Here is a 25320-nt window from a genome sequence, read left to right as displayed (position 1 = left end):
CAAGCCGAAGACGGTATGGTGCGGGAGGCGAGACTTGAACTCGCACACCTTGCGGCGCCAGAACCTAAATCTGGTGCGTCTACCAATTTCGCCACTCCCGCAAAAAGATGGTGGCTACGACGGGAATCGAACCTGTGACCCCAGCATTATGAGTGCTGTGCTCTAACCAGCTGAGCTACGTAGCCATCTTTTCCGCGTCACCTTCATCGGCGTTGCGGGGCGCATTATGCGTAGTTGACCTAATTGCGTCAACAAATTTTTTCCCGAAAAGCGCCTGCCCGGTGCCGTTTGTTTGGCTTATGAACAGTCTGGCGAGAAAAACGTCAAAAACCGCGTTTTTCCGATAGTTCAAAGTAAGAAAAACAGGCAGGTACGCTCCGTGCAGATGGCTGACAGCGTTAAATATAACTCGCCCCGTTGACCGGGCGCGCCCTGCTGGCCGCCGCCAGCGGCGTTCAAAAACGCACGCGTTTTTGTCACGGAAAACACGGGGGGAGGTTCCCGTGGGGGATGCCTCATCCGTAGTTGCCTCGGGGATTCCGAGCTGACGGACCGGTTGCCATTAAACGTAACGGGCCTGTGCGGCCCGTTATCGAGGTAAAAACCGAATGGGTGATTAGTACGCGGACTGGTGCACGCCCACCGCACGGCCTGAAGGATCGTCCATTTTCTTGAACGATTCATCCCACTCAATGGCTTTCGCCGAAGAACAGGCGACGGAAGGGCCTCCCGGCACGCATTCCGCGGCGCTCGGCACCGGGAACAGCTCTTCAAAGATTTCACGGTACAGATAGCCTTCTTTGGAAGTCGGCGTGTTGTACGGGAAACGGAAGTGGGCGGTTTCCATCTGCTGGTCGCTGATTTGCTGGGCGGCGACCGCTTTCAACGTATCAATCCAGCTGTAGCCTACGCCGTCGGAGAACTGCTCTTTCTGGCGCCATGCCACGCTGTGCGGCAAGTACGGGGCGAAGCATTCGCGCAGGATATGTTTTTCCATTTTGCCGTTGCCGCACATTTTATCGCGCGGGTTGATGCGCATCGCCACATCAAGGAATTTTTTATCCAGGAACGGCACGCGCGCTTCCACGCCCCACGCCGACATCGCCTTGTTGGCGCGGGCGCAGTCATATTGGTGCAGCGCCAGCAGCTTACGCACGGTTTCTTCGTGCAGCTCTTTGGCGTTCGGCGCTTTGTGGAAATAGAGGTAACCGCCGAACACTTCATCGGAGCCTTCGCCGGACAGAACCATTTTAATGCCCATCGCTTTAATTTTACGGGACATCAGGTACATCGGCGTAGAGGCGCGAATCGTCGTCACATCATAGGTTTCAATGTGATAAATCACGTCGCGGATCGCATCCAGCCCTTCCTGCTCGGTAAAGTGAATTTCATGGTGAACCGTCCCCAGGTGGTCGGCGACTTCCTGCGCGGCTTTTAAGTCCGGCGCGCCTTTCAGGCCGACGGCGAAGGAGTGCAGCTGCGGCCACCAGGCTTCGCTGCGCTCGCCGTCTTCAACGCGACGAGCGGCGTATTTTTTCGTGATGGCGGAGATAACGGAAGAATCCAGACCGCCGGAGAGCAGCACGCCGTAAGGCACATCGGACATCAGATGGCTTTTTACCGACTCTTCCAGCGCATCGCGCAGGGCGTCGGCGTCGGTTACGTTATCTTTTACATTTTCATAATCGAACCAGTCGCGGTGATAGTATTCGCGGATCTCTCCATCCTTGCTCCACAGGTAGCTGCCGGCCGGGAACTCTTTGATGGTGCGGCATACGGGAACCAGCGCCTTCATTTCAGATGCGACGTAAAAGTTTCCGTGTTCATCGTAGCCCATATACAGCGGGATGATGCCCAGGTGATCGCGGCCGATCAGGTAAGCGTCTTTTTCGTTGTCGTAGAGCGCGAAGGCGAACATGCCGCGCAGGTCGTCGAGAAAATCCGCGCCTTTTTCCTGATACAGGGCCAGGATGACTTCGCAGTCGGAACCGGTCTGGAACTCATAGCGGTCGGCATATTGCTGACGCAGTTCCTGATGGTTGTAAATTTCGCCGTTGACCGCCAGAACATGGGTGCGTTTTGCGTTGTAAAGCGGTTGAGCGCCGGTGTTTACGTCGACGATAGACAGACGCTCATGGGCCAGAATGGCATGCTCGCTGTCATAGATGCCGGACCAGTCGGGTCCGCGATGGCGCATTAATCGCGATAATTCCAGCGCTTTTTTGCGCATTTCAACCGGGTCGGTTTTCAGATCAAGCACACCGAAAATAGAACACATAGATAACTCCCTTAGCTCGCCGGCTTAGCCAGACGAAGAATGTTTCAGATCGGATGCGATTCACGGACGCCAATATTGCACGCCGCTTTTTCCGCATCATGATGGCAAATGCTGTATCAGTGACACTGATTTAGCATCAAAACGCTATAAGAATTCAATATCATCTAATGAAAAAAGCCATGTGAATGACGTTTGAATAATATATGCGGTGTTTTAATGAATAATCGATAAATATCATCCGCGGAATCGCCGTATTTTTAGTGATTCCATAACATGACCTTATGTTTGGGGCATTATCCGCCCTCGCGGAATCTATGGGGTATGGGACGCTTCCAGCAAATATTGCAGCAGCGCGCCGTTTAGCATCGCGCGTTTCACCAGCGCAAAGGCGCCAATGGCGGAAAGATGATTCAGGCCGGATACTTCAACGGGGAGATCGTCCCTAAAGCCCTTCAGCGCCTGAGCATTAATACTGCGTTGAATGGCGGGCAGCAAAATTTTTGCGGCGGCGGTAATTTCTCCGGCGATCACTACCTTTTGCGGATTGAATAGGTTGATGGCGATCGACACCGCTTGGCCCAGATATCGCCCCGCGTGTTCAATAACTTCGCGCGCCAGCGCGTCGCCGCGGTTGGCGGCTTGGCAAATCGCGTCAATCGCGCAGTTATCCGGAGATAATTTCCCCGGGTAGCCTTGTTGCAATAAGCGCCGCACCCGCTGTTCGATGGCGACGTTGGAGACGGCCGTTTCCAGACAGCCGAAATTACCGCAGTGACAGCGCTCCCCCAGCGGATCGATCTGGATATGGCCGATTTCGCCGACGTTGCCTTTGCTGCCGAGAAATATCTGTCCGTTAACCAGAATACCGGCGCCGACGCCGCGATGAACCCGCACCAGGATCGAATCCGGCGAGTCCATCGTTACGCCGAAGTAATGCTCCGCCAGCGCCAGGCTGCGAATATCGTGACCCACAAAGCTGGCGACGCGGAAACGGCGCCGGATATTCTCCACCAGCGGCCAGTTATCGACGCTGATATGCGGCATATAGCGGATAACGCCCGCCGTCGGGTCGACCAGGCCGGGCACCGCCACGGAAATGGCGATCAGCTCGCGGATACGCGGCCGGTAATGATGCAGAAAATGTTCGATGGCGGCAAACAGGGCGGTTTCCACGCTCTCCTGCGTTTTTTCCGGCAGCGCGTAGTGCTCTTCCCCAAGCGACTTTCCCTGTAAATCATACAGCGCGATGGTGGCGTCGTGGCGGCCGAGACGCACGGCGATGGTATGAAACGGGCGCGTTTCGCTCACGATGGAGATGGCGCGCCTGCCGCCGGTCGAGGCTTGCTGATCCACTTCTTTGATTAACCCGCGCTCCAGCAGCTGACGGGTGATTTTTGTGACGCTGGCGGGAGCAAGCTGGCTCTGTTCCGCTATCTGTATGCGCGAAATGGGGCCCTGCTGGTCAATCAGGCGGTATACGATCGCGCTGTTTAATTGTTTAACCAGATCGATATTCCCTATCTGCGCCTGTCCGCCAATGGTCATGAAAAATTACTCTCGTAAGGTCAATTCGTTGTCGCCGCCAACGTATCGTTGCCGTTAACCAAGGTTTTGAGAATGCGATAATCGCGATCAAAAACGGTCAGGTTAGCGACTTTACCGCTTTCAATGCTTCCCAGACGGCTGTCCAGACCGATAGCGCGGGCGGGGTATAGCGTCGCCATTCTGAGCGCCTCATCCAACGGGATCCCCGCCTGTTCGACGCTGTTGCGCACCGCGTCTATCATGGTGAGCGCAGAGCCGCTGAGGGTTCCGTTTTCATCCACGCACCGGCCGTCGCGACAGTATATGGGTTTGCCGGCAAAAATGAACTGGTCTATATCCGAACCTGCGGGAGCGGTGGCATCGGTGACCAGCACCAGTTTTTCCCCCTTGATGCGTTTACTGTTGCGAATGTTGGCCCAGTCCACGTGGAAGCCGTCGGCAATGATGCCGCAATAAATCTCGGGCGCGTCATAGACCGCGCCGACCAGACCTGGCTCACGGCCGGTGATATACGGCATGGCGTTGAACAGGTGGGTCGCAAAGCGGATACCGGAGGCGAAGCCTTGTTTGGCTTCGGCCCAGGTCGCATTGGAGTGGCCGGCGGAAACCATGATGCCGGCTTCGGTCAACTGACGGATGACCGCTGCGGGGGCCTTTTCCGGCGCCAGGGTGATCTGGCTGACGACGTCCGCATTCTTACACAGAAAATCCACCAGTTCCGGCGTCGGCAGGCGAATAAACGCCGCGTTGTGCGTACCTTTTTTGCGCTCGTTTAACCACGGCCCCTCAAGGTGCAGACCCAGCGCCTGGTTTTTGTGTTGCGCCAGATAGGCGCGCATCACCTCTACGCCATGTTTCATCAATTCATCGCTACAGGTGATAAGCGTCGGCAGAAAGCTGGTGCAGCCGGATTTCTGATTGGCCTGCTGCATTATCTCCAGCGTCTGAACGGAAATGGACTCCAGAGAATCGTTAAACTGCACGCCGCCGCAGCCGTTTAGCTGTAGATCGATAAATCCGGGCGCGAGCAGCGCGCCGCCGAGGTCGACCCTTTCCAGCCCGTCGGCCAGTTCGCCGATCGGACAAACGCGATCGATCACGCCATCGGCGATGATAACGGCATGATTATCCAGTACCTGGTGGCCGGTATAAATTCGGCCATTTGTTAAGGCGTACATCATCAACTCCTTGCTATGTCCTTTCTCTTTCACCTGTACATTTACGCGGCATAGATTAAAGGTTTTTCATATTTTCCGTTTCTAATTCTCGAAAGTATTTAACGGTTTTGACTTTCAGTTCCATGGTGGACGGCTCGTCGCACACCATGATGGCCTTAGCGTGCAGCTGCAGACAGCTGATGGTCCACATATGATTCACGTTTCCCTCTACCGCCGCCTGCAGCGCCAGCGCTTTGTTGCGTCCGCTGACCAGGATCATCACTTCTTCGGCATCCAGCAGCGTCCCGACGCCCACCGTCAGGGCATATTTCGGCACCAGATTCACGTCGTCGTTAAAGAAGCGGGAGTTGGCGATACGCGTCTCTTCCGTTAGGGTTTTGATTCGGGTGCGGGAGGCCAGGGAAGAGGCCGGTTCATTGAAGGCGATATGCCCGTCGTTGCCGACTCCCCCCATAAACAGATGGATTTTGCCGTAAGACTTCATTTTCTCTTCGTAGCGGCGGCACTCTGCGTCGATATCCTCGGCGTTACCGTTCAATAGGTTAATGTTTTCTTTTGGAATATCAACGTGATCGAAAAAGTTGCGATGCATGAAGCTGCGGTAGCTTTCCGGATGATCTTCGGGCAGGCCGACATATTCGTCCATATTGAACGTGACGACGTGCTTAAAGCTCACCTGTCCGGCTTGATGCATTGCCACCAGCGCCTTATACGCCTCCAGCGGCGAGCTGCCGGTGGGAAGGCCCAACACGAAAGGGCGCGCGGCGCTGGGGTTGAACGCGTTGATTCTCTGGGCGATATAGCGGGCCGCCCATTTACCGACTTCAACCGGGGTGGTCAGGGGAATGAGTCTCATCGGTGCTCTCCTGGTTTTTCAGTAGGATTCGACTGAATGGCGTCATCGACGATTTTTCAGCGTTGAGATAAAACTGGCGGTAGTTTAGCCTGTTTTTTTTTATCTTGAAATAAGATGGCCTTTTATTTAGGTATAAACTTTTTGTATGTGATTTTTTGGTGATTTTAATCACATAATATTCGGTGATAATTTGCGTAGCGAAATATTTTGCATACACTCCGCGCCGGGATTGCATGCTGTCGCTTAGCAGACAGCGAGCTGGTTTAACGGGCGGTTGTCGCCCCAATTAGGGTAAAGAGAGGAAACGTGAGTATTCTTGGCTATTTACAAAAGGTTGGTCGGGCGCTGATGGTGCCTGTCGCGACGCTGCCCGCTGCCGCGATCCTGATGGGGGTCGGCTACTGGATCGATCCGGTTGCCTGGGGCGGCGAAAATGCTTTGGCCGCGCTGTTTATTAAATCCGGCTCGGCCATTATCGGGAATATGGACGTTTTGTTTGCGGTAGGCATCGCTTACGGTTTGTCGAAAGATAAAGACGGCGCCGCCGCTCTGGCGGGGTTCGTCGGGTATCTGGTCCTGACGACGCTCTGTTCGCCGGATGCGGTCGCCATGATTAATCGCATTCCGGTGGAGCAGGTGCCCGCGGCATTCGGCCATATCAAGAATCAATTCGTGGGGATTCTGGTGGGGATCATCTCCGCCGAATTGTATAACCGTTTTAGCCAGGTCGAATTGCCGAAAGCGCTCTCTTTCTTTAGCGGACGCCGTCTGGTTCCTATCGTCACCTCGTTTCTGATGATTCTGGTTGCATTCATCCTGATGTATGTCTGGCCGGTTATTTATAGCGCCCTGGTCTCTTTCGGCGAATACATTCAGCAGCTAGGCTCGGTTGGCGCCGGCATTTACGCGTTCTTTAACCGGCTGCTGCTGCCGGTGGGGCTGCATCACGCTTTGAACTCGGTGTTCTGGTTTGATGTGGCGGGTATTAACGATATCCCCAATTTCCTGGCCGGACAGCAGTCGATCGACGCCGGTAAAGCCGTGGCCGGCGTGACCGGCCGCTATCAGGCCGGATTCTTCCCCATCATGATGTTTGGCCTGCCCGGCGCGGCGTTAGCGATTTACCACTGCTCCCGCCCCGAAAACAGAGGCAAGATCGGCGGGATTATGCTTGCCGCGTCATTTGCCGCATTTTTCACCGGTATTACCGAACCGCTGGAGTTCTCCTTTATGTTCGTGGCGCCGGCGCTCTATTTCCTGCATGCGGTGATGACCGGCATTGCGGCGTTTATTGCCGCCAGTATGCATTGGATTGCGGGCTTCGGCTTCAGCGCCGGGCTGGTGGATATGGTGCTCTCATCCCGCAATCCGCTGGCAACGCAGTGGTATATGCTGATACCGATGGGGCTGGTCTTTTTCGTCATTTATTACCTGACGTTCCGCTTCACCATTACGCGCTTCAATTTGCTGACGCCGGGGCGTGAACCGGCGGTGAGCGGCGGCGAAGCCGACGGCTATGATACCAATACCGCGGCCTCTTCGGCATCCGGCGAAACGCAGGCGCTGGGACGCGGCTATCTACGGGCTATCGGCGGTAAAGAGAATCTGGTCGGGATTGACTCCTGCATCACCCGACTGCGCTTGAGCGTGGTTGATGCCGCCCGGGTGGATGACGCCCTGGCCGGGAAGCTCGGCGCGGCCGGCGTGATTCGCCTGAATAAACAGAGCGTGCAGATTGTCGTCGGCACGCAGGCTGAGTCGATAGCTTCCGCGCTGAAGAAAGCCTGCGAGGAGTAGCGCCGGCGCGCGTTTTGCCCCCTATCCGAATAACGCGGCGTAAGATAAATTGGCGGGATGAGCGTGCGCGCTCATCCCGTTTCTTTTTTTTAATGAAACTAACGGTTGTTTCCCGACGTGGCTTGTTGGATCATTAGCGGTTATATGTCGTTTTAGCATTGAGGAATCAAGAATGAGTGAGGCTGAAGCCCGCCCAACCAACTTTATCCGTCAGATTATTGATGAAGATCTGGCATCCGGTAAGCATGACCATATTCAGACGCGTTTTCCGCCGGAGCCTAACGGTTACCTGCATATCGGGCATGCCAAGTCCATTTGCCTGAATTTCGGCATTGCCCAGGATTATCAGGGGAAATGCAATCTGCGTTTCGATGATACCAATCCGGTCAAAGAAGATATTGAATACGTTGAGTCAATCAAGCGAGATGTTAACTGGCTGGGCTTCTCATGGAGCGGCGACGTTCGCTACTCCTCCGATTATTTCGACCAGCTGCACCACTATGCGGTTGAGCTGATCGGCAAGGGGCTGGCGTACGTCGATGAACTGACGCCGGAGCAGATCCGCGAATATCGCGGTACGCTGACGTCGCCGGGTAAAAATAGCCCGTACCGCGATCGCAGCGTGGAGGAAAACCTGGCGCTGTTCGAAAAAATGCGCAACGGCGGCTTTGCGGAAGGAACCGCCTGCCTGCGCGCCAAAATCGATATGGCATCGTCGTTTATCGTGATGCGCGATCCGGTTTTGTATCGCATCAAGTTTGCCGAACACCATCAGACCGGCGACAAGTGGTGCATCTACCCGATGTATGATTTCACCCACTGCATTTCCGATGCGCTGGAAGGCGTCACCCACTCGCTGTGCACGCTGGAGTTTCAGGATAACCGCCGTTTGTACGACTGGGTGCTGGATAACATCACCATACCCTGCCATCCGCGCCAGTATGAGTTCTCCCGCCTGAATCTTGAATACGCCATTATGTCCAAGCGTAAGCTGAACCTGCTGGTGACGGAAAAGATCGTCGAAGGCTGGGACGACCCGCGCATGCCGACGATTTCCGGTTTGCGCCGCCGCGGCTACAGCGCCGCCTCTATTCGTGAATTCTGCTATCGCATCGGGGTAACCAAGCAGGATAACAATGTTGAAATGGCGGCTCTGGAATCCTGCGTGCGCGACGATCTGAATGAAAATGCGCCGCGCGCCATGGCGGTGCTCGATCCGGTGAAGGTGGTGATTGAAAACCTGCCTGAGGGGCATGAAGAGTGGGTGACGATGCCGAACCATCCGAATAAACCGGAAATGGGCACCCGTCAGGTGGGGTTTAGCCGCGAAGTCTATATCGACCGCGCGGATTTCCGCGAGTCGGCCAATAAACAATATAAACGCCTGGTGTTGGGCAAAGAAGTTCGCCTGCGCAACGCTTACGTGATTAAGGCGGAGCATATCGATAAAGACGAGCAGGGTAACATCGTCACTATCTACTGCAGCTACGATCCGGATACCTTAAGCAAAGATCCGGCTGACGGACGCAAGGTAAAAGGGGTGATTCACTGGGTGTCGGTAGCGCATGGCCTGCCGGCGGAGTTCCGGCTGTATGATCGCTTGTTCAGCGTGGAGAATCCCGGCGCGGCGGAAGATTTTCTGGCGACCATCAACCCGCAATCGCTGACGGTGGCTCATGGCTTTGTCGAGGCCGGTATGGCGCAGGCCGAAGCGGAAAAAGCGTATCAGTTTGAGCGCGAAGGCTACTTCTGCGCCGATCGGGTTTATTCCAGCTCACAGCATTTGGTGTTTAACCGGACGGTAGGCTTGCGGGATACCTGGGTGGGATAACCGGGAATTCGGTTCACGGCAGGAAATAAAAATAAAACCGCCTTGGCGGTTTTATTTTATGACGACGATCTGTCCATCGCCTTTCGGACCGGCGCCGGCGACATGGAGCATGGCTTCCGGCGGTTCTTATGCGTCTCATCCATGAGAGCCGTCGCGCGCGACGTTAAAAACCGCTCCCGGCGATTTTTTATGCGGTTGATTTATCTTTTTGCATCGTGCAGGGTTTCGTCTTCACGACAATCCCCGGCGCTGCAATGACCATACAGATACAAACTGTGGTTGGTCAGTTTGATGCCATGTCTTTCCGCGATTTCGCGTTGGCGTGTTTCGATATATTCATCACGGAACTCAATGACTTTGCCGCAATCCAGGCAAATCAGATGGTCATGATGATGTTGCTGCGTCAGTTCGAAAACCGATTTACCGCCTTCAAAATTATGACGGGTTACGATTCCAGCATCATCAAACTGATTCAATACGCGGTAGACGGTCGCCAAACCGATCTCTTCACCCATATCAATCAGTTTTTTATATAAATCTTCCGCACTGACGTGATGGCACTCTGGGTCCTGCAGCACTTCCAGGATTTTCAGTCTTGGAAGAGTGACTTTCAGGCCGGCCTTCTTTAATGCGGTGTTATTGTCAGTCATGCGGATTTAGTCCTGTTGCTTACTTGATCAATGGAGGCGATTTAGCCTATGACATCGGTCGGCTTAAAAAATGTAAAAGCGCTCCAATTATAGAACCGTGCATTCAAAATGAAAACAATGGAATGTTAACAAAATTATTCCCACACACTATACGGATGTATCATGCAATACATTGTTGGTAAATGGGCGGCGCCAGTTGAATGCACAAGACCGATGTGGGTATTGTACATGGTTATGGAAGGAAGTTAAAAAAATGTATCAATCTTTATGAAAGGCTTCTCCTATTGATTGATCTGGCTCCGACGATGGAGGCGGTCAGAGCCAGGCGTCCGTTTTAGCCGACCAGTTCCTTCAGGTTCAACTCTTCGCCGATCTGCTTTACCCAGGCGGTGACGCGCTCGCTGGTCAGTTCGGGCTGACGATCTTCGTCGATGGCTAAACCGATGAAGTGGTTATCGTCCGCCAGGCCTTTGGAGGCTTCAAAGTAATAGCCTTCCGTCGGCCAGTGTCCAACGATGGTCGCGCCGCGCGGTTCAATAATATCGCGGATGGTGCCCATCGCGTCGCAGAAGTACTCCGCATAGTCTTCCTGATCGCCGCAGCCGAACAGGGCGACCAGCTTACCGGTAAAATCAATTTCTTCCAGCGTGGGGAAAAAGTCATCCCAGTCGCACTGGGCTTCCCCGTAGTACCAGGTAGGGATACCCAGCAGTAAAATATCGAAAGCTTCAAGATCTTCTTTACTGCTTTTGGCGATGTCATGAACTTCGGCAACGTCGGTCCCCAGTTGCTGCTGGATGGTCTTGGCAATGTTCTCGGTATTGCCGGTGTCACTGCCAAAGAAAATTCCTATGAGTGCCATGAATTGAATAACCTCTTGATTCTTAATGATAAGGTGCCGTGTATTACCCGCTTATCGGCTAATAATAACAGACACTTTGCGCATGAGAAACTCGTATCGGTAAGGATAGGCAAATAGCGGCATGTATTTTGTCGGGGCGAATTTGCGCCGCTGGCGGCGTCAAAAACCCGTTCCTGTTTGAATTTTTTCGGCGGCACGGCGTATGGAGAAAAAAAACTTATGTTTATTGAAAGTTATGAGGTTGTTCAAAGAATAGAAAATAAGCCGCGTAAGTACCGTCCCGTCTCTAAATATTCCCGGTGTTTTGTCGATTAACAAGCGGGATTAAATCTGTTTCAACATGAGCGCGTTTTTGCGTCGGGTTGAGGTGGCGATAGCCTATTAATATGAATTTCCACTGTTTTACTGTCGATTAATAGCAAAAAACTTCCTTTTCATTCGTGCCTTAAGTCTGGAGTAAGCTATGAAATTTTTAAAAAATATTGCCATCAGGACGGCCATGCTGTGGGTGCTTGGCACTTTCTGCGTACTGTGGGGCGGCGTATCGCTATATACCCTATTTTCTTTCAAGGAGATGACGGCGACATCCAAACTCAGCGGTCTGTTAGTGGAAAACTTAAACTTTATTAATCAAGGCAACGATCAATATTTTCGCATGGTTACGCGCCTGGCCCGCGCCGTCGATGCCCGCCAGAATGGTGATGACGAAACGGCGGATAAGGAACAGGCGTCGGCGCTGAATGCGCTTAATGCCCTGAAATCCGGGCTGGCCGCATTTAACGCCGTCGATCATGCCGGATTGAGCGACGCGCTGGTTCAGGCGGTGAGTCGGGATTGGAGCAATTTGATTACTCAGGGGGTCGAGCCTCTATATCAGAAAGCGGCGGCGCGCGCGCTGGACGACTATTATGTTCAGGCGAAAACCGTCGTTCCTCCGTTGAGCCGCCAGTTTGGGGCGTCGCTGACCGCGTTCAGTACCGCCGGTTCGGAGAAGTTCGTCGCCGCCGGTATTCGTTTTGAGCAGATCACGAAAATTGGCCAAAGCATTTTGCTGACGGGTTTGGTTATTGGTCTGGCGATGCTGTTCTTAACCGATCGCTATCTGGTGAAGTTTTTGGTGCGGCCGTTGAACGATTTGCGCGATCACTTCGGCGTCATCGCCTCCGGCCAGTTGGGCAAACCGATTGCGGATTTCGGCCGCAACTGCGTCGGCAAACTATTCCCTCTGTTGCGTGAAATGCAAACCAGCCTGGCGAACACGGTCAGCACCATCAGAAATAGCACCGACTCCATTTATCAGGGCGCTTCGGAGATCGCCGCCGGAAATAACGATCTGTCGTCACGTACCGAACAGCAGGCTTCCGCGCTGGAAGAGACCGCCGCCAGCATGGAGCAGTTGACCGCGACGGTGAAACAGAACGCCGAAAATGCCAATCATGCCAGTCAGTTGGCCCTGCAGGCTTCGACAACGGCGAAGAAGGGGGGCGGCATCGTTGATAACGTGGTGCAAACCATGTCGGAAATTTCCAACAGCTCGCGGAAAATCGCCGAGATCACCACCGTGATTAACGGCATCGCTTTTCAAACCAACATCCTGGCGCTGAACGCCGCCGTGGAGGCCGCCCGCGCGGGCGAGCAAGGCCGCGGTTTCGCCGTGGTGGCGGGCGAGGTGCGCAGCCTGGCGCAACGCAGCGCACAGGCGGCCAAAGAGATCGAAGGGCTGATCGCGGAGTCCGTCAGATGCGTGGATACCGGCTCTCATCTGGTTGCCGACGCCGGCGATACCATGCACGAAATCGTACGCGCGGTGACCAACGTAACCGACATCATGGGGGAGATCGCCTCGGCATCGGAAGAGCAGAGCAAGGGGATCGCGCAGGTCGGGCAGGCGGTGGCCGAAATGGATAGCGTGACGCAGCAGAATGCGGCGCTGGTCGAACAGGCTTCGGCCGCGGCGCTGTCGCTGGAAGAACAGGCCGCGCTGCTGAATCAAACCGTTTCACTGTTCCAACTCTCCGAACAGCATTCCCCGCGGGGAGTCATCGCCCCGGCAAAGGCCGCTCCTAAGGCCGCGGCAGCGGCGACGGTCCAAAAGGCGTTGCCGTCCGGAAATGATAACTGGGAAAAATTCTGATTAACGTTGCGGCGTCGGGGACGATGCCGCGCCGCCGGGAAGCGCGGCTGTTCAGCTTTTTGCGCCGGACAGCTGCGCCAGCAATATCTCTTCAATAAGTTCGCTACGGCTGATATTGCGCCGCGCAGCCAGGCCGTTAAGTATTTCGACCGCCTCGCTGTTCATTTTTAATTCTACCCGCCGCAGTCCGCGAACTTTGTCGCGCCGTAGCTGATTGCGCTTATTGATTCTTAACTGTTCGTCTCGTGAAAGCGGATTGGTCTTCGGGCGGCCCGGCCGACGCTCGTCTGCGAACAGATCCAGCGTAGTACGATCCGTTTGTTCTTTTGCCATAGGTAATGATGCTGCAAGGTATTCGGACCAAAATGCGCACGCTGCCGATGTGGCATAGGTCGCGTACATTTTGATGATGTGGTTACAATGCCTGTAGCTGAATCAGCCGTCTCTCTACTGCGGGCGCCATCATACCCCAGCGGTGCTGGCGGCGACAACGGTTAATCATCGGCGCTTGCCGATTAGCCCGCGTCGAGGAAACGATGAATGGCGCGCAAGACCGTCTCTGGTTTCTCCGCGTGAACCCAGTGTCCCGCGCCGCTCACCCTATATGCCCGGGCCATCGGGAACTGGCGCAGCAGGGCGTCGCGGTATTTGTCATCCAGATAGGGCGAGTTTTCGCCGCGAATAAATAAAATCGGCCCCCGCCAGGCGGCAAGCTCCCGCCAGCCGACGATGTTTGGGTATTGATCCCACAGCGCCGCGACATTGAACCGCCATTCCCCCTGCTGGAACGATTTCAGCAAAAACTGGATAACGTCTTCTTCCTGCAGATATTGACGCATCAGGGCGGCGGCCTCCGGGCGAGAGGCGATGCCGGCATCGGAGACGGCGCGTAGCGCGCGAAACACGTCATCATGTCCGCGCCTTTGATAATCGACCGGCGCGATATCGATCGCCACCAGCCTTTCCAGCCGTTGCGGCGCCAGCGCGCTGAGCGCCATCGCCACCTTGCCGCCCATGGAATGACCGATAACCACCGCCCGCTCAATGTTTAACTCATCCAGCAATTCCACAACGTCCTGCGCCATTGCCGGATAGGTCATCTGCGGCGAACGCGGCGATAGGCCGTGATTACGCAGATCAAGCTGCAACACATCGCGCCGGCTCTGCAGATCCCTGCCCAGGACGCCAAGATTATCCAGATTGCCGAACAGGCCGTGAATAAGCACCACGGGTGACTTGCCTTCAGGCCGGAGCGCATCACGCCAGCGATAATTTAATTTCATGGTGAAGTTCATTCAGGGATACAGGCGCTTAGGGTATCATGAGTCTACAACATTGGGTTACCGCGGAAGACGCGGGCATAATCGCATCGTCGGGCACAGAAATAGCAAGGCATAATCCGAGTTTTGCCTTGTTTGCGTTCTGTCGCTGTTCGAGCGCCGTTATTCGCCTGTATACTTCTTGACGATTGATATAAGTAATATACCCTTCATATTTTTAAGTTGCAGGCGCTTGTCTTGCTGAATGGCTCGCCCCTTTGCGGGTCTCGCTTCGCTGAGGCGGCCGAATGCGCTCTTCAAAACGACAACGTTTTGTCCTGCCTCTTGAAACCGATTGGGTATTAAACAGTATTGGATAAAGATGAAAACTATTGAGGTCGACGAAGAGCTTTATCGTTATATCGCCAGCCACACGCAGCACATCGGTGAAAGCGCATCGGATATTTTACGGCGTATGCTGAAGTTTACCGCCGGTCAGTCCGCCGCGAAGCCGGCGGACGTCGCGGCAGAGGCGCAGCCCGCCTTATCCTCGCGTCCTGGCGACCGGGTGCGGGCAATGCGCGAGCTCCTGTTATCGGATGAATACGCCGAGCAGCATAAGGCGATTAATCGCTTCATGCTGGTATTGTCCTCACTGTATCTTCTGTCGCCGCAGGAATTCGCGCTGGCGACGGAATCGCTTCACGGCCGTACGCGGGTCTATTTCGCGGGCGACCAGCAAACGCTACTGCAGAATGGCACGCATACCAAGCCCAAGCATATTCCGGGCACGCCATACTGGGTTATAACCAACACCAACACCGGCCGCAAACGCAGCATGATTGAACACATCATGCTGGCGATGCAGTTCCCGGCGGAGTTGACAGAGAAAGTTTGCGGAACCATCTAATTCATGACAGCGTCAGAGAGAAACGCCAATGGCTAATCATCCAAGAGCCGGACAGCCTACCCGGCAAAGCGATTTAATCAATGTGGCTCAGTTGACGTCACAATACTATGTTCTGCGTCCGGAGATTGGAAATGCGGCGCATGCGGTTAAGTTCGGCACTTCCGGCCATCGCGGCAGCGCGGGACGCCATAGCTTCAATGAGGCGCATATTCTGGCGATAGCGCAGGCCATCGCGGAAGAGCGCAGCAAGCAGGGCGTAACCGGACCGTGCTACGTCGGGAAAGATACGCATGCGCTATCCGAACCGGCTTTTATTTCGGTTCTGGAAGTGCTGGCGGCAAACGGCGTGGATATTATCGTCCAGCAGGATAACGGCTTTACGCCGACGCCGGCGGTCTCCAACGCCATTCTGACGCATAACCGTGAAGGCGGCGCGCTGGCCGACGGCATTGTGATTACGCCGTCTCACAATCCGCCCGAAGACGGCGGCATCAAGTACAATCCGCCGAACGGCGGCCCTGCCGATACCAATGTAACCAGCGTGATTGAACAGCGCGCCAATGCGCTGCTGGCGGACGACCTGCGCGGGGTTAAACGCATTACGCTGGACCAGGCCTGGAAGAGCGGCTATATCCACCAACGGGATTTGGTTCAGCCTTACGTCGAAGGGTTATCCAACGTGGTCGATATGGGGGCGATTCAGCGCGCGGGGCTGACGTTGGGCGTCGACCCGCTGGGCGGCTCCGGCATTGCTTACTGGCAGCGCATCGCCGAGCATTACAAGCTGAATCTGACGCTGGTGAATGATGCGATCGATCAGACTTTCCGCTTTATGACCCTGGATCACGACGGCGTGATCCGCATGGACTGTTCGTCCGTTTCCGCCATGGCCGGGTTACTGGCGCTGCGCGATAAGTTCGATCTGGCGTTCGCCAACGATCCCGACTATGACCGTCATGGTATCGTCACGCCTGCCGGCCTGATGAATCCAAACCATTATCTGGCCGTGGCGATCGGCTATCTGTTCCGGCACCGTCCTCAGTGGGGCGAGTCCGTGGCGGTAGGCAAGACGCTGGTTTCCAGCGCGATGATCGATCGCGTCGTGGCGGATCTGGGGCGTAAGCTGGTGGAAGTGCCGGTCGGCTTCAAGTGGTTCGTCGACGGACTGTTCGACGGCAGCTTCGGCTTCGGCGGCGAAGAGAGCGCCGGGGCGTCGTTCCTGCGCTTCGACGGCACGCCGTGGTCGACGGATAAAGACGGCATCATTATGTGTCTGCTGGCGGCGGAAATCACCGCGGTAACGGGTAAAAACCCGCAGCAGCATTACGACGAACTGGCGAAACGCTTCGGGGCGCCCAGCTATAATCGTATTCAGGCGTCGGCGACCCATGCGCAAAAAGCGGCGCTGGCCAAGCTGTCGCCCGAGCAGGTCTCCGCCAGTACGCTGGCCGGCGATCCGATCGTCGCGCGTCTGACGGCGGCGCCAGGTAACGGCGCCGCTATCGGCGGACTGAAGGTGATGACCGATAACGGTTGGTTTGCCGCGCGTCCTTCCGGTACGGAAGAGGCTTATAAAATCTACTGCGAAAGTTTCCAGGGGGCCGAGCACCGGGAACGTATAGAGAAAGAAGCGGTGGAGATCGTCAGCGCCGTGCTGGCCAACGCCAAATAAGTATGTAATCGGGCGAGCCCGTCTGTCGGATCGAGATACTCGGGGCAACCACGGGGGGGAGGCGTCCTTACGGAAACCTCCCCCCCGTGTTTCTCCTACAAAAACGCCTGCGTTTTTGAACGCCGCTTGCGGCGCCTTATTTACCCCAGCGCCACCATCAGCGCTCCGGCGGAAATCAGCGCCACGCCGATGCCGGCCGTCAGCGAAATTTTCTCCCCCAGCAGCAACACCGCCAGCACCACGGCGAATACCACGCTGAGCTTATCGATCGGCGCCACCTGGGCGACATTGCCGTTTTTCAGCGCGACGAAATAAAACAGCCACGACATGGCGCCGGCCACGCCGCTGAGAAGAATAAACAGCAGGGCCTTCTTATTGGCCATAATGTCACCGACCAACGCTATTTTCCCTTGCGCGACGACGACGCCGATCAAAAAAAGCGCCATGACCACGGCGCGGATCGCCGTTGCGGTATTGGCGTCCAGATTTTGCAGGCCGATTTTGCCAAATAGCGCGACCAGCGCGGCGCATAGCGCAGAAAGCAGAGCGTAGATTAACCAGCTACTCATGATGTGAGATCCCAGAATAAAATAGACAGGACGGTGAAATAAAATAGATTGCTGACGGCATGGACCTGCGGCCGCCATCCCGGTCTAAACATTTTCACATACCGCGTAAGCCGATTCCGGCGCGGATATGGCGGCCGCGCCCGTTACGGTTTGGCCGGCAAGCTTAAGGCTGAAATGTTACTCCGGGTGGGGGCGGATAACCAGATTCACGGCATAAACCGGTAACCTATGGCCGTTTCGGTCAAGAAATGGCGCGGTCGGGCCGGGTCGTCCTCCAATTTCTGGCGCAGATGTCCCATATAGATGCGTAGATAATGGCTGTGTTCCGCCGAGTTGGGCCCCCAAACCTGGGTGAGCAGCTGACGCTGCGTCAGCACCTTGCCCGGGTTCGCCACCAGCGTAGCCAGCAGGCGGAATTCGGTTGGCGTCAGGTGTAATTCCCGCTCTGCGCGTTTGACGATGCGGTTGGCCAGGTCAACGGTCACGCCGCTGAAACAGACCTGCGGCGTATCCTGCGGTGAAGCGCCGTGGCGGCGTAATGCGACGCGCGCCCTGGCCAGCAGCTCGCCGACGCCGAAAGGCTTGGTCAGATAGTCATCCGCGCCGGCATCCAGCGCATCGATTTTGTCTTGCTCGTCCGCGCGCGCGGAAAGCACGATAATCGGCGTACTGCTCCACTGGCGCAGATCGCGGATATAGTCGATGCCGCTGCCGTCCGGCAGCCCCAGATCGAGAATAACCAGTTCGGGCTTGCGCGTTGCGGCTTCAATCAAGCCGCGCCGTAAGGTTTCCGCGTCATACACGCGGTAGCCTTCGCTCTCCAGCGCCTGACGCACGAAGCGGCGGATCTCTTTTTCATCTTCGACGATTAAAATGGCGGCCTGCAATGGATTCTGTTCTCCTCAGGATCTTCAGGTCTGATTCCTTCAGGGCGGATATCGGCCCTCTCCGGCAAGGGATTCGCTAACTGTGCGCTATGCGAAATCCGCTGTCGAATTTTATTTTAACCGATGCGCCACCGAAGATCATGAGCGGGGAGACGTGTCGCGTTTTCGACCTTTTCGCTGACTAATCACATGATTTATTACCTTATTTTTTCATTTATCGCCCTGAGTGGAAGCGAGATCCGCTATGCTGGTTAGAGCGGATTTTTTTAGAAGGGGCAAATCATGACATTCGATCAGATTCCGGTCGGCATCAGCGCCTGCCTGCTGGGAAACCCTGTTCGCTTTGACGGCGGACACAAGCGTCTGGCATTTGCCGTCGAGCAGCTGTCGCCATATTTCCAGTTTGAGGCGGTCTGCCCGGAGATGGCCGTCGGCCTGCCGGTGCCACGTCCGGCGTTACGGCTGGTAAAAAACGCCGCGGAAGAAATAGTTCTGCGCGCCAGCAACGGCTCGCCGCTGGACGTGACCGCGCAGATGCAGCGCTTTTCCGCCCAGAAGGTCGGCCAGCTCCAGCATCTGTGCGGCTATATCGTCTGCGCTAAATCGCCCAGCTGCGGCATGGAGCGGGTCAAGGTGTATGACGCGTCGCAAAAGAACGCGCGCAAGAGCGGCACGGGATTATTTACGCAGGAGTTGCTGCGCCAGCTCCCCTGGTTGCCGGTAGAAGAGGATGGCCGTTTGCACGATCCGGGGCTGCGGGAAAACTTCATCGAGCGGGTTTACGCCCTGCATGAATTGCATCAGCTTTGGCGGCAGGGGCTTAATCGCGGGGCGCTGATGGCGTTTCACAGCCGCTATAAATTACTGCTGCTGGCGCATTCCCAGCCTGAATACCGCGAGCTGGGGCGCTTTATGGCGGGCATCGATAAATGGACGTCGCTGGACGACTTTGCGCGGGAGTATCGTCTGCGGCTGATGAAACTCCTCTCTCACCCGGCGACGCGGCGCAACCATACCAACGTGCTGATGCATGCGCAGGGGTATTTCCGCGCTTATCTTAACGCGCCGCAGCGCCGGGAGCTTGCCCAACTGATCGATCGCTATCGACAGGGGCTGCAGCCGCTTCTGGCGCCCATCGCCTTGCTGAACCATTACCTGGCGGAATACCCGGACGATTACCTTGCCGGGCAGCGTTATTTTGCGCCTTATCCCGAAGCGTTAAGGCTGCGCTACGGTCACTAACGGATAGCCCGAGGATGATTTATGACCACGAACCTGGTCTGGCTGCGTAACGATCTACGCACGACCGATAACCTGGCGTTGCATGCGGCTTGCCAGGACGCGCAGGCGCGGGTTATCGCCCTGTTTATCGCCACGCCGCAGCAGTGGCGGCGGCACGGCATGGCCCCGCGGCAGGCCGCCTTTCTGCTGGAAAATCTTGAGTTGATGCGCCAGGCGCTGGCAGAGAAAGGGATCGCGCTTTACTATCATGAATGCGCGGATTTTTCCGCGGCGGCGCGCTGGCTGGCCGATTTCTGCCGGCGGCAGGACGTTACGCGCCTGTTTTATAACCGTCAGTATGAAATCAACGAACGGCGGCGCGACGAACTGGCGGAATCGCTGCTGGCCGAAAGCGTCGAGTGCCGGGGATTTGATGACGGCCTGCTGTTGCCGCCCGGGAGCGTGCTGACCGGGGAGGGCAATATGTACAAGGTGTTCACGCCGTTTCGCCAGGCGTTTATCAAACGGCTGCTGGAAACCGATACCGCTAGCGTTCCGGCGCCGCGCCCGAGAAACGGCGCAGCGGTTGATCTCACGGCGTCATTGACGCCCTTCAGCTATCCTCGGCTGGCCGTCGACCGGGAATTTCCCGCGGGGGAGGCGGCGGCCCTGGGCCGACTGCGTCAATTCTGCCGCGAGCAGGCGCCGGATTATGCGCGCCAGCGGGATTTGCCGGCGCTGGCGGGAACCAGCAAGTTATCGCCTTACCTGGCTCTGGGCGTTCTCTCCCCCCGCCAGTGTTTTAACCGGCTGCGCGCCGAATGTCCCGCGCTGCTGGAACAGCGGGAGAGCGGCGCTTTTGTCTGGTTCAATGAGCTGGTCTGGCGCGAGTTTTACCGCCATCTATTGGTGTTCTGGCCGGATTTGTGTAAAAACCAGCCGTTCATTGCCTGGACCCGGCAGGTTCAGTGGCGTCAGGCGCCGGAGGATCTGGCCGCCTGGCAGCAGGGGAAAACCGGGTATCCGATCGTGGATGCAGCCATGCGGCAGATGAATCAAACCGGCTGGATGCATAACCGCCTGCGTATGATTTGCGCCAGTTTTTTAGTAAAAGATTTACTTATCGACTGGCGCGAAGGGGAGCGCTATTTTATATCGCAATTGCTGGACGGCGATCTGGCGGCGAATAACGGCGGCTGGCAGTGGGCGGCGTCGACCGGAACCGACGCCGCGCCCTATTTCCGCATTTTCAACCCGACCGCGCAGGGAGAGCGATTCGATCCGCAGGGGGCCTTTATTCGCCGCTGGCTGCCGGAGCTGGCGGCGGTGCCGGATAAAGATATTCATCAGCCTCATCGGTGGGCCGAGCGACAGGCGCACTCCCTGGACTATCCGCCGCCGATTGTCGATCACCAACAGGCGAGAGGGCGGACGCTGGCGGCGTTTGAAGCCGCGAAAAATTTCGCCGCGGCGAATGACGATCAAACAGAGAAGAGTTAACTATGCGTAACAGCGAGTTGGAAAAACTGATCAACCAGAAGCTTAACGTTGAGTCCTTTCAGGATTACGCCCCGAACGGCCTGCAGGTGGAGGGCCGGCGCGATGTGCGGCGTATCGTCACCGGCGTCACCGCCTCGCAGGCTTTGCTGGATGCGGCCGTTGAGCATCAGGCCGATGCCGTTTTGGTCCACCACGGCTATTTTTGGAAAAACGAAGCGCCGATCGTCGTCGGGATGAAGCGTAATCGGCTAAAGACGCTGCTGATTAACGATATTAATCTCTATGGCTATCATTTGCCGCTGGATGCCCATCCTCAACTGGGCAATAACGCCCAACTGGCTGCGCTGCTGGAGATCGACGTACTGGGGATGATTGAGCCGCTGGTGCCGTATGGCGAGCTGTCTCAAACACTTAGCGGCGATGCGCTGCGCCAGCGTCTGGAAAACCGCTTGGGGCGTGCGGTGCTGCATTGTGGGGATAATGCACCGCGACAGATACGGAGAATTGCCTGGTGTACCGGCGGGGGACAGGGTTTTATCGAATTGGCCGCCCGCTTTGGCGTCGATGCCTTTATTACCGGCGAAGTCTCGGAGCAGACGATTCATATCGCCCGCGAAATGGGGCTGCATTTTTTTGCCGCCGGGCATCATGCCACCGAGCGGGGAGGGATCCACGCCCTGGGGGAATGGCTGGCCCAGGAACATGGCTTTGACGTGACCTTTATCGATATTCCTAATCCGGCCTGATGACGAATGTTTCTTTATTAAGGGCATAGCTCGGCAAACGATAAAAATAAGCATAAAAATCCAGGTTGGTATCTTTTTTGCTTTTACCATAATGACAAGAAAAACATCAACGTGATGCGGGAGAGAAGATTGCAACGGGCGCGGTGTTATCTGCTGGGCGAGAAAACGGTGGTTCTGGAGCTGGAGCCGCCGATGACGCTGCAAAGTCAGCAGCGCATCTGGGGGCTGGCCGAACGTTTGCATCGCCATGAGGCGGTGCAGGAAGCGATCCCGGGCATGAACAATCTGACGGTGCTGCTGGCGCATCCGCAGCGGGCGGCGCTGGACGCCATTGAAAATCTGCAACGCTGGTGGGAAGAGAGCGAGTCGTTGCTTTTCGAACCCCGCGCCATTGATATCCCGGTGACCTACGGCGGCGAAGCCGGGCCGGATCTGGCCTGGGTCGCCGGCCACTGCGGCATGAGCGAAAAACAGGTTGTGGCGGCGCACGCCTCTGCAAGCTATACCGTCTATTTTCTCGGCTTTCAGCCGGGCTTCGCCTATCTGGGCGGGCTGGACGAAAAGTTGCACGCGCCGCGCCGCGCCGAGCCTCGGCTCCAGGTGGCCGCCGGCTCGGTCGGCATCGGCGGCGCGCAAACCGGCATTTACCCGCTATCGACGCCAGGCGGCTGGCAGCTGATCGGCCGCACCGCTCTGCGCTTGTTCGATCCGCTGAGTACGCCGCCGACGCTGCTGCGTCCCGGCGATAATATTCGGTTTCTGCCGCAGAAGGCGGGCGTATGCTGAAAATTATTCATGCTGGACTACACGCTTCCGTACAGGACGCCGGGCGTTTCGGCTTGCGTCACCTGGGCGTCAGCCAGTCGGGCGCGCTGGATATTCCCGCGCTTAAGCTGGCTAATCTGCTGGTGGGCAACGCGGAGAATGCCGCCGCGCTGGAAATCACGCTGGGAAAATTCATCGCCGCCTTTACCTCCCCCTGCTGGGTCGCGCTGACCGGCGCCGACTGCCACGCCGAGTTGGACGGTAAACCGCTGTGGACCGGATGGCGCTTTGCCGTGCGGGCCGGACAAATATTGAAAATGCATATGCCGCGCCACGGTATGCGCAGCTATCTGGCGCTGTCCGGCGGCGTCGCGGTGCCGGAAACCTTAGGTTCGCGCAGTACCGATCTGAAAGCGGGGTTCGGCGGATTCTCTGGACGCCTGCTGGCGGACGGCGACGAACTCGCGCTGGGACGCGCCGTCCGCACGCCGACCCGAGAAATAGGGGTTAAGCAACTGCTCTTTGGCAACCGCGTCAGAGCGTTGCCGGGGCCGGAATATAAAGAGTTCAGCGGCGATGCCCAGGAAAAATTTTGGCAGACTTCCTGGCATCTGAGTCCGCAAAGCAACCGCATGGGGTATCGGCTGCAAGGCCCGGAATTATCCCGGACGACCCGCAGGGAGATGCCGTCGCATGGCCTGTTGCCGGGCGTCGTGCAGGTGCCGCACAACGGCCATCCGATTGTGTTGCTGGCCGATGCGCAAACCACGGGAGGGTACCCGCGTATCGCCTGCGTGATTGATGCCGATCTGTATCATTTGGCGCAAATACGTCTGGGGGAGCCGGTGCATTTCGTCCGCTGTACGCTGGCGGAGGCGCACCGTGCGGCGCAGGAACAGCGGCGTTATCTTGATCAACTGGCGTGGAGGCTACATGATTATTGACCTGAATGCCGACCTGGGCGAAGGCGGAGAGCATGATGAAGCATTGTTGAAACTGGTCAGTTCGGCGAATATCGCCTGCGGATTTCATGCGGGAGACGCGCAAACCATGCGGCGGTCGGTACGTTGGGGCATCGACTATGGCGTGGCGCTCGGGGCGCATCCCAGCTTTCCCGATCGCGAGAACTTCGGCCGCAAAGCGATGCAGCTGCCGGCGGAGACGGTTTTTGCCCAGGTGGTGTATCAGATCGGCGCGCTGGCCGCGATCGCCGCCGCGGAAGGGGGAAGGCTGGTTCACGTCAAGCCGCACGGCATGCTCTATAATCAGGCCGCCCGCGAACCCGCGCTGGCCGACGCCGTCGCCCGCGCGGTGAAAATGATCAATCCGGCCTTGCGTCTGGTGGGATTGGCCGGCAGTGAACTGATTCGCGCCGGGCAGCGTTTGGGGCTGGTCACCCGCCAGGAGGTGTTCGCCGATCGCTGCTACCTGCCGGATGGATCTTTGGTGCCGCGTTCCCAGTCAGGCGCGTTGATTAACAGCGACGAACTTGCCTTAGCCCAAACGCTGGAGATGATTCAGCGCAAGCGCGTGCGCGCCAGCGACGGTTCCTGGGTCGATGTTCAGGCGGATACGGTCTGCGTTCACGGCGACGGCCAGCATGCGCTGACCTTCGCCCGTAAGTTGCGCAACTGTTTTTCCCAGCATCGGATTGACGTCGCCGCCGCATGATGGCGCGGAGGGCGGCGGCGCCTCGCGCATGCGCCGCATCGTTTTTTTATTTTATTATGGAGTGATTCATGCCGGAAGGACCGGAGATCCGCCGCGCGGCCGACACGCTGGCGGCCGCGATTGTCGGCAAGACATTGACCCGCGTCTGGTTCGCGTTCCCTGAGCTGAAACAGTATGAGCCGTTGCTGGCCGGGCGGCGGGTTGAGAAAATCGTCACCCGCGGAAAAGCGTTACTGACCTATTTTACCAACGGTCTGGTGCTTTACAGTCATAACCAGCTATATGGCGTGTGGCGGGTGGCGAATGCCGGGGAAACGCCGCAAACCAAACGCGATCTGCGCGTCAGACTGGAAACGGACGAGCGGGCCGCTTTGCTGTTCAGCGCCTCCGATATTGAAATGTTGACCACGGATTCTCTCTCATCGCACCCTTTCCTGCGGCGCATCGGCCCCGACGTGCTGGATTTGACGCTAACGCCGGAGCAGGTCGGCGAGAGGTTGCTCTCCGCGCGTTTTCGCCGCCGCCGGTTCGCCGGCCTATTGCTCGACCAGACTTTTTTAGCCGGTCTGGGCAACTATCTGAGAGTTGAAATCCTCTGGCACGCGCGGCTGGCCCCGCAGCACAGTGCGCAGGGCCTGAGCGGCGAACAGCTGCAAACCTTAAGCCAGGCGCTGCTCGATATCCCGCGTCTATCCTATAACACGCGCGGCGCGGCGGATGAGAATCGCCATCACGGCGCCGTTTTCTCCTTTAAGGTGTTTCATCGCGAAGGGGAAGCCTGTCTGCGATGCGGACATATCATTGTGAAAACCATGCTGGCGTCGCGTCCGTTTTACTGGTGTCCCGGCTGCCAGCGGTGAGGGAGTCCTGGAGGTTCGGGGAGAAATTTGTGCCGGTACGGCGATGGCGGCGCGCGCATAGCCGTCGTCGATTTTTGCGGCCTTAGTCGAAATGATGAACCCCGCGGGGTTCATCAGCCTGTTGATAAC

The 25320-nt window shown here is 56.8% G+C and carries 22 protein-coding genes and 2 tRNA genes; 12 read left to right on the top strand and 12 right to left on the bottom strand.

Annotated features, from left to right (window positions below; genetic code table 11):
• Positions 1-16: 16 nt before the first annotated feature.
• From VSX58_RS05890 to nagB, 6 genes are all read right to left on the bottom strand, one after another.
• A tRNA-Leu gene (locus tag VSX58_RS05890) sits at positions 17-101 on the bottom strand.
• Between the two features lie 7 nt (positions 102-108).
• Positions 109-185 (bottom strand) — tRNA-Met (locus VSX58_RS05885).
• 431 nt (positions 186-616) lie between these two features.
• Positions 617-2278 carry an asparagine synthase B gene (asnB, locus tag VSX58_RS05880; RefSeq protein WP_327617286.1) on the bottom strand — a complete coding sequence of 554 codons (1662 nt, stop codon included), beginning with the start codon at positions 2276-2278 and terminating at the stop codon, positions 617-619.
• A gap of 312 nt (positions 2279-2590) precedes the next feature.
• Positions 2591-3823: a DNA-binding transcriptional regulator NagC gene (nagC, locus tag VSX58_RS05875; protein ID WP_327617285.1), complete on the bottom strand. Its 1233-nt coding sequence runs from the start codon at positions 3821-3823 to the stop codon at positions 2591-2593.
• Between the two features lie 20 nt (positions 3824-3843).
• A complete protein-coding gene (nagA, locus tag VSX58_RS05870) occupies positions 3844-5001 on the bottom strand; it encodes an N-acetylglucosamine-6-phosphate deacetylase (RefSeq protein WP_327617533.1) in 1158 nt (385 codons plus the stop codon).
• A 55-nt stretch (positions 5002-5056) separates the two neighbouring features.
• On the bottom strand, positions 5057-5857 hold the full coding sequence (nagB, locus tag VSX58_RS05865) for a glucosamine-6-phosphate deaminase (protein ID WP_327617284.1): 801 nt from the start codon (positions 5855-5857) through the stop codon (positions 5057-5059).
• Positions 5858-6163: 306 nt separating this feature from the next.
• Here nagB and nagE point away from each other — a divergent pair, with 306 nt between their 5' ends.
• Both nagE and glnS read left to right on the top strand, forming a co-directional pair.
• Positions 6164-7654, top strand: a complete 1491-nt coding sequence (gene nagE, locus VSX58_RS05860; RefSeq protein WP_327617283.1) for an N-acetylglucosamine-specific PTS transporter subunit IIBC — start codon at positions 6164-6166, stop codon at positions 7652-7654.
• Between the two features lie 172 nt (positions 7655-7826).
• Positions 7827-9485 (top strand): glutamine--tRNA ligase, encoded by a 1659-nt coding sequence (glnS, locus tag VSX58_RS05855; protein WP_327617282.1) that lies wholly within the window; start codon positions 7827-7829, stop codon positions 9483-9485.
• A 200-nt stretch (positions 9486-9685) separates the two neighbouring features.
• Here the strand turns inward: glnS and fur are convergent, their stop codons facing one another.
• Positions 9686-10135 (bottom strand): ferric iron uptake transcriptional regulator, encoded by a 450-nt coding sequence (fur, locus tag VSX58_RS05850; protein ID WP_327614732.1) that lies wholly within the window; start codon positions 10133-10135, stop codon positions 9686-9688.
• Positions 10136-10469: 334 nt separating this feature from the next.
• Entirely contained in the window at positions 10470-10997 is a 528-nt protein-coding gene (gene fldA, locus VSX58_RS05845) for a flavodoxin FldA (protein ID WP_327617281.1), read from the bottom strand.
• Between the two features lie 463 nt (positions 10998-11460).
• Between fldA and VSX58_RS05840 the strand changes: the two genes are divergently transcribed.
• Positions 11461-13131 (top strand): methyl-accepting chemotaxis protein, encoded by a 1671-nt coding sequence (locus tag VSX58_RS05840; RefSeq protein ID WP_327617280.1) that lies wholly within the window; start codon positions 11461-11463, stop codon positions 13129-13131.
• A gap of 51 nt (positions 13132-13182) precedes the next feature.
• Here VSX58_RS05840 and ybfE read toward each other — a convergent pair whose 3' ends face one another.
• Together ybfE and ybfF are read right to left on the bottom strand one after the other, a co-directional pair.
• Positions 13183-13464, bottom strand: a complete 282-nt coding sequence (gene ybfE, locus VSX58_RS05835; protein ID WP_327617279.1) for a LexA regulated protein — start codon at positions 13462-13464, stop codon at positions 13183-13185.
• A 182-nt stretch (positions 13465-13646) separates the two neighbouring features.
• Positions 13647-14414, bottom strand: a complete 768-nt coding sequence (gene ybfF, locus VSX58_RS05830; RefSeq protein ID WP_327617278.1) for an esterase — start codon at positions 14412-14414, stop codon at positions 13647-13649.
• 358 nt (positions 14415-14772) lie between these two features.
• Between ybfF and seqA the strand changes: the two genes are divergently transcribed.
• On the top strand, positions 14773-15300 hold the full coding sequence (seqA, locus tag VSX58_RS05825; protein WP_327617277.1) for a replication initiation negative regulator SeqA: 528 nt from the start codon (positions 14773-14775) through the stop codon (positions 15298-15300).
• A gap of 28 nt (positions 15301-15328) precedes the next feature.
• Entirely contained in the window at positions 15329-16972 is a 1644-nt protein-coding gene (pgm, locus tag VSX58_RS05820) for a phosphoglucomutase (alpha-D-glucose-1,6-bisphosphate-dependent) (RefSeq protein ID WP_327617276.1), read from the top strand.
• A gap of 140 nt (positions 16973-17112) precedes the next feature.
• On the opposite strand, the gene VSX58_RS05815 is transcribed toward pgm, so the two are convergent.
• Together VSX58_RS05815 and kdpE are read right to left on the bottom strand one after the other, a co-directional pair.
• A complete protein-coding gene (locus tag VSX58_RS05815) occupies positions 17113-17541 on the bottom strand; it encodes an EamA family transporter (protein ID WP_327617275.1) in 429 nt (142 codons plus the stop codon).
• A gap of 206 nt (positions 17542-17747) precedes the next feature.
• Positions 17748-18428: a two-component system response regulator KdpE gene (gene kdpE / locus VSX58_RS05810; protein ID WP_327617274.1), complete on the bottom strand. Its 681-nt coding sequence runs from the start codon at positions 18426-18428 to the stop codon at positions 17748-17750.
• A gap of 282 nt (positions 18429-18710) precedes the next feature.
• On the opposite strand from kdpE, the gene VSX58_RS05805 reads away from it, so the two are divergent.
• From VSX58_RS05805 to nei, 7 genes are all read left to right on the top strand, one after another.
• Positions 18711-19670 (top strand): YbgA family protein, encoded by a 960-nt coding sequence (locus VSX58_RS05805; protein ID WP_327617273.1) that lies wholly within the window; start codon positions 18711-18713, stop codon positions 19668-19670.
• 21 nt (positions 19671-19691) lie between these two features.
• Complete coding sequence (gene phrB, locus VSX58_RS05800; RefSeq protein WP_327617272.1) at positions 19692-21149, top strand: deoxyribodipyrimidine photo-lyase; 1458 nt, start codon at positions 19692-19694, stop codon at positions 21147-21149.
• A 2-nt stretch (positions 21150-21151) separates the two neighbouring features.
• Positions 21152-21895 carry a type 2 GTP cyclohydrolase I gene (locus tag VSX58_RS05795; RefSeq protein WP_327617271.1) on the top strand — a complete coding sequence of 248 codons (744 nt, stop codon included), beginning with the start codon at positions 21152-21154 and terminating at the stop codon, positions 21893-21895.
• A gap of 129 nt (positions 21896-22024) precedes the next feature.
• Complete coding sequence (gene pxpB / locus VSX58_RS05790) at positions 22025-22681, top strand: 5-oxoprolinase subunit PxpB (RefSeq protein WP_327617269.1); 657 nt, start codon at positions 22025-22027, stop codon at positions 22679-22681.
• Complete coding sequence (gene pxpC / locus VSX58_RS05785; RefSeq protein ID WP_327617268.1) at positions 22675-23604, top strand: 5-oxoprolinase subunit PxpC; 930 nt, start codon at positions 22675-22677, stop codon at positions 23602-23604. Before pxpB ends, pxpC begins: the two co-directional genes overlap by 7 nt.
• The gene (gene pxpA / locus VSX58_RS05780) at positions 23594-24331 is read left to right on the top strand and encodes a 5-oxoprolinase subunit PxpA (protein ID WP_327617267.1); all 738 of its coding nucleotides are present in this window, start codon (positions 23594-23596) and stop codon (positions 24329-24331) included. Before pxpC ends, pxpA begins: the two co-directional genes overlap by 11 nt.
• Before the next feature lie 68 nt (positions 24332-24399).
• A complete protein-coding gene (gene nei / locus VSX58_RS05775) occupies positions 24400-25191 on the top strand; it encodes an endonuclease VIII (protein WP_327617266.1) in 792 nt (263 codons plus the stop codon).
• Positions 25192-25320 lie beyond the last annotated feature (129 nt).

It is taken from the genome of Brenneria populi (genome assembly GCF_036016195.1).
Taxonomy (GTDB): Bacteria; Pseudomonadota; Gammaproteobacteria; order Enterobacterales; family Enterobacteriaceae; genus Brenneria; species Brenneria populi.
The sequence above is the reverse complement of the archived record's forward strand: the minus strand, read 5'-3'. Positions and strand labels throughout refer to the sequence as shown.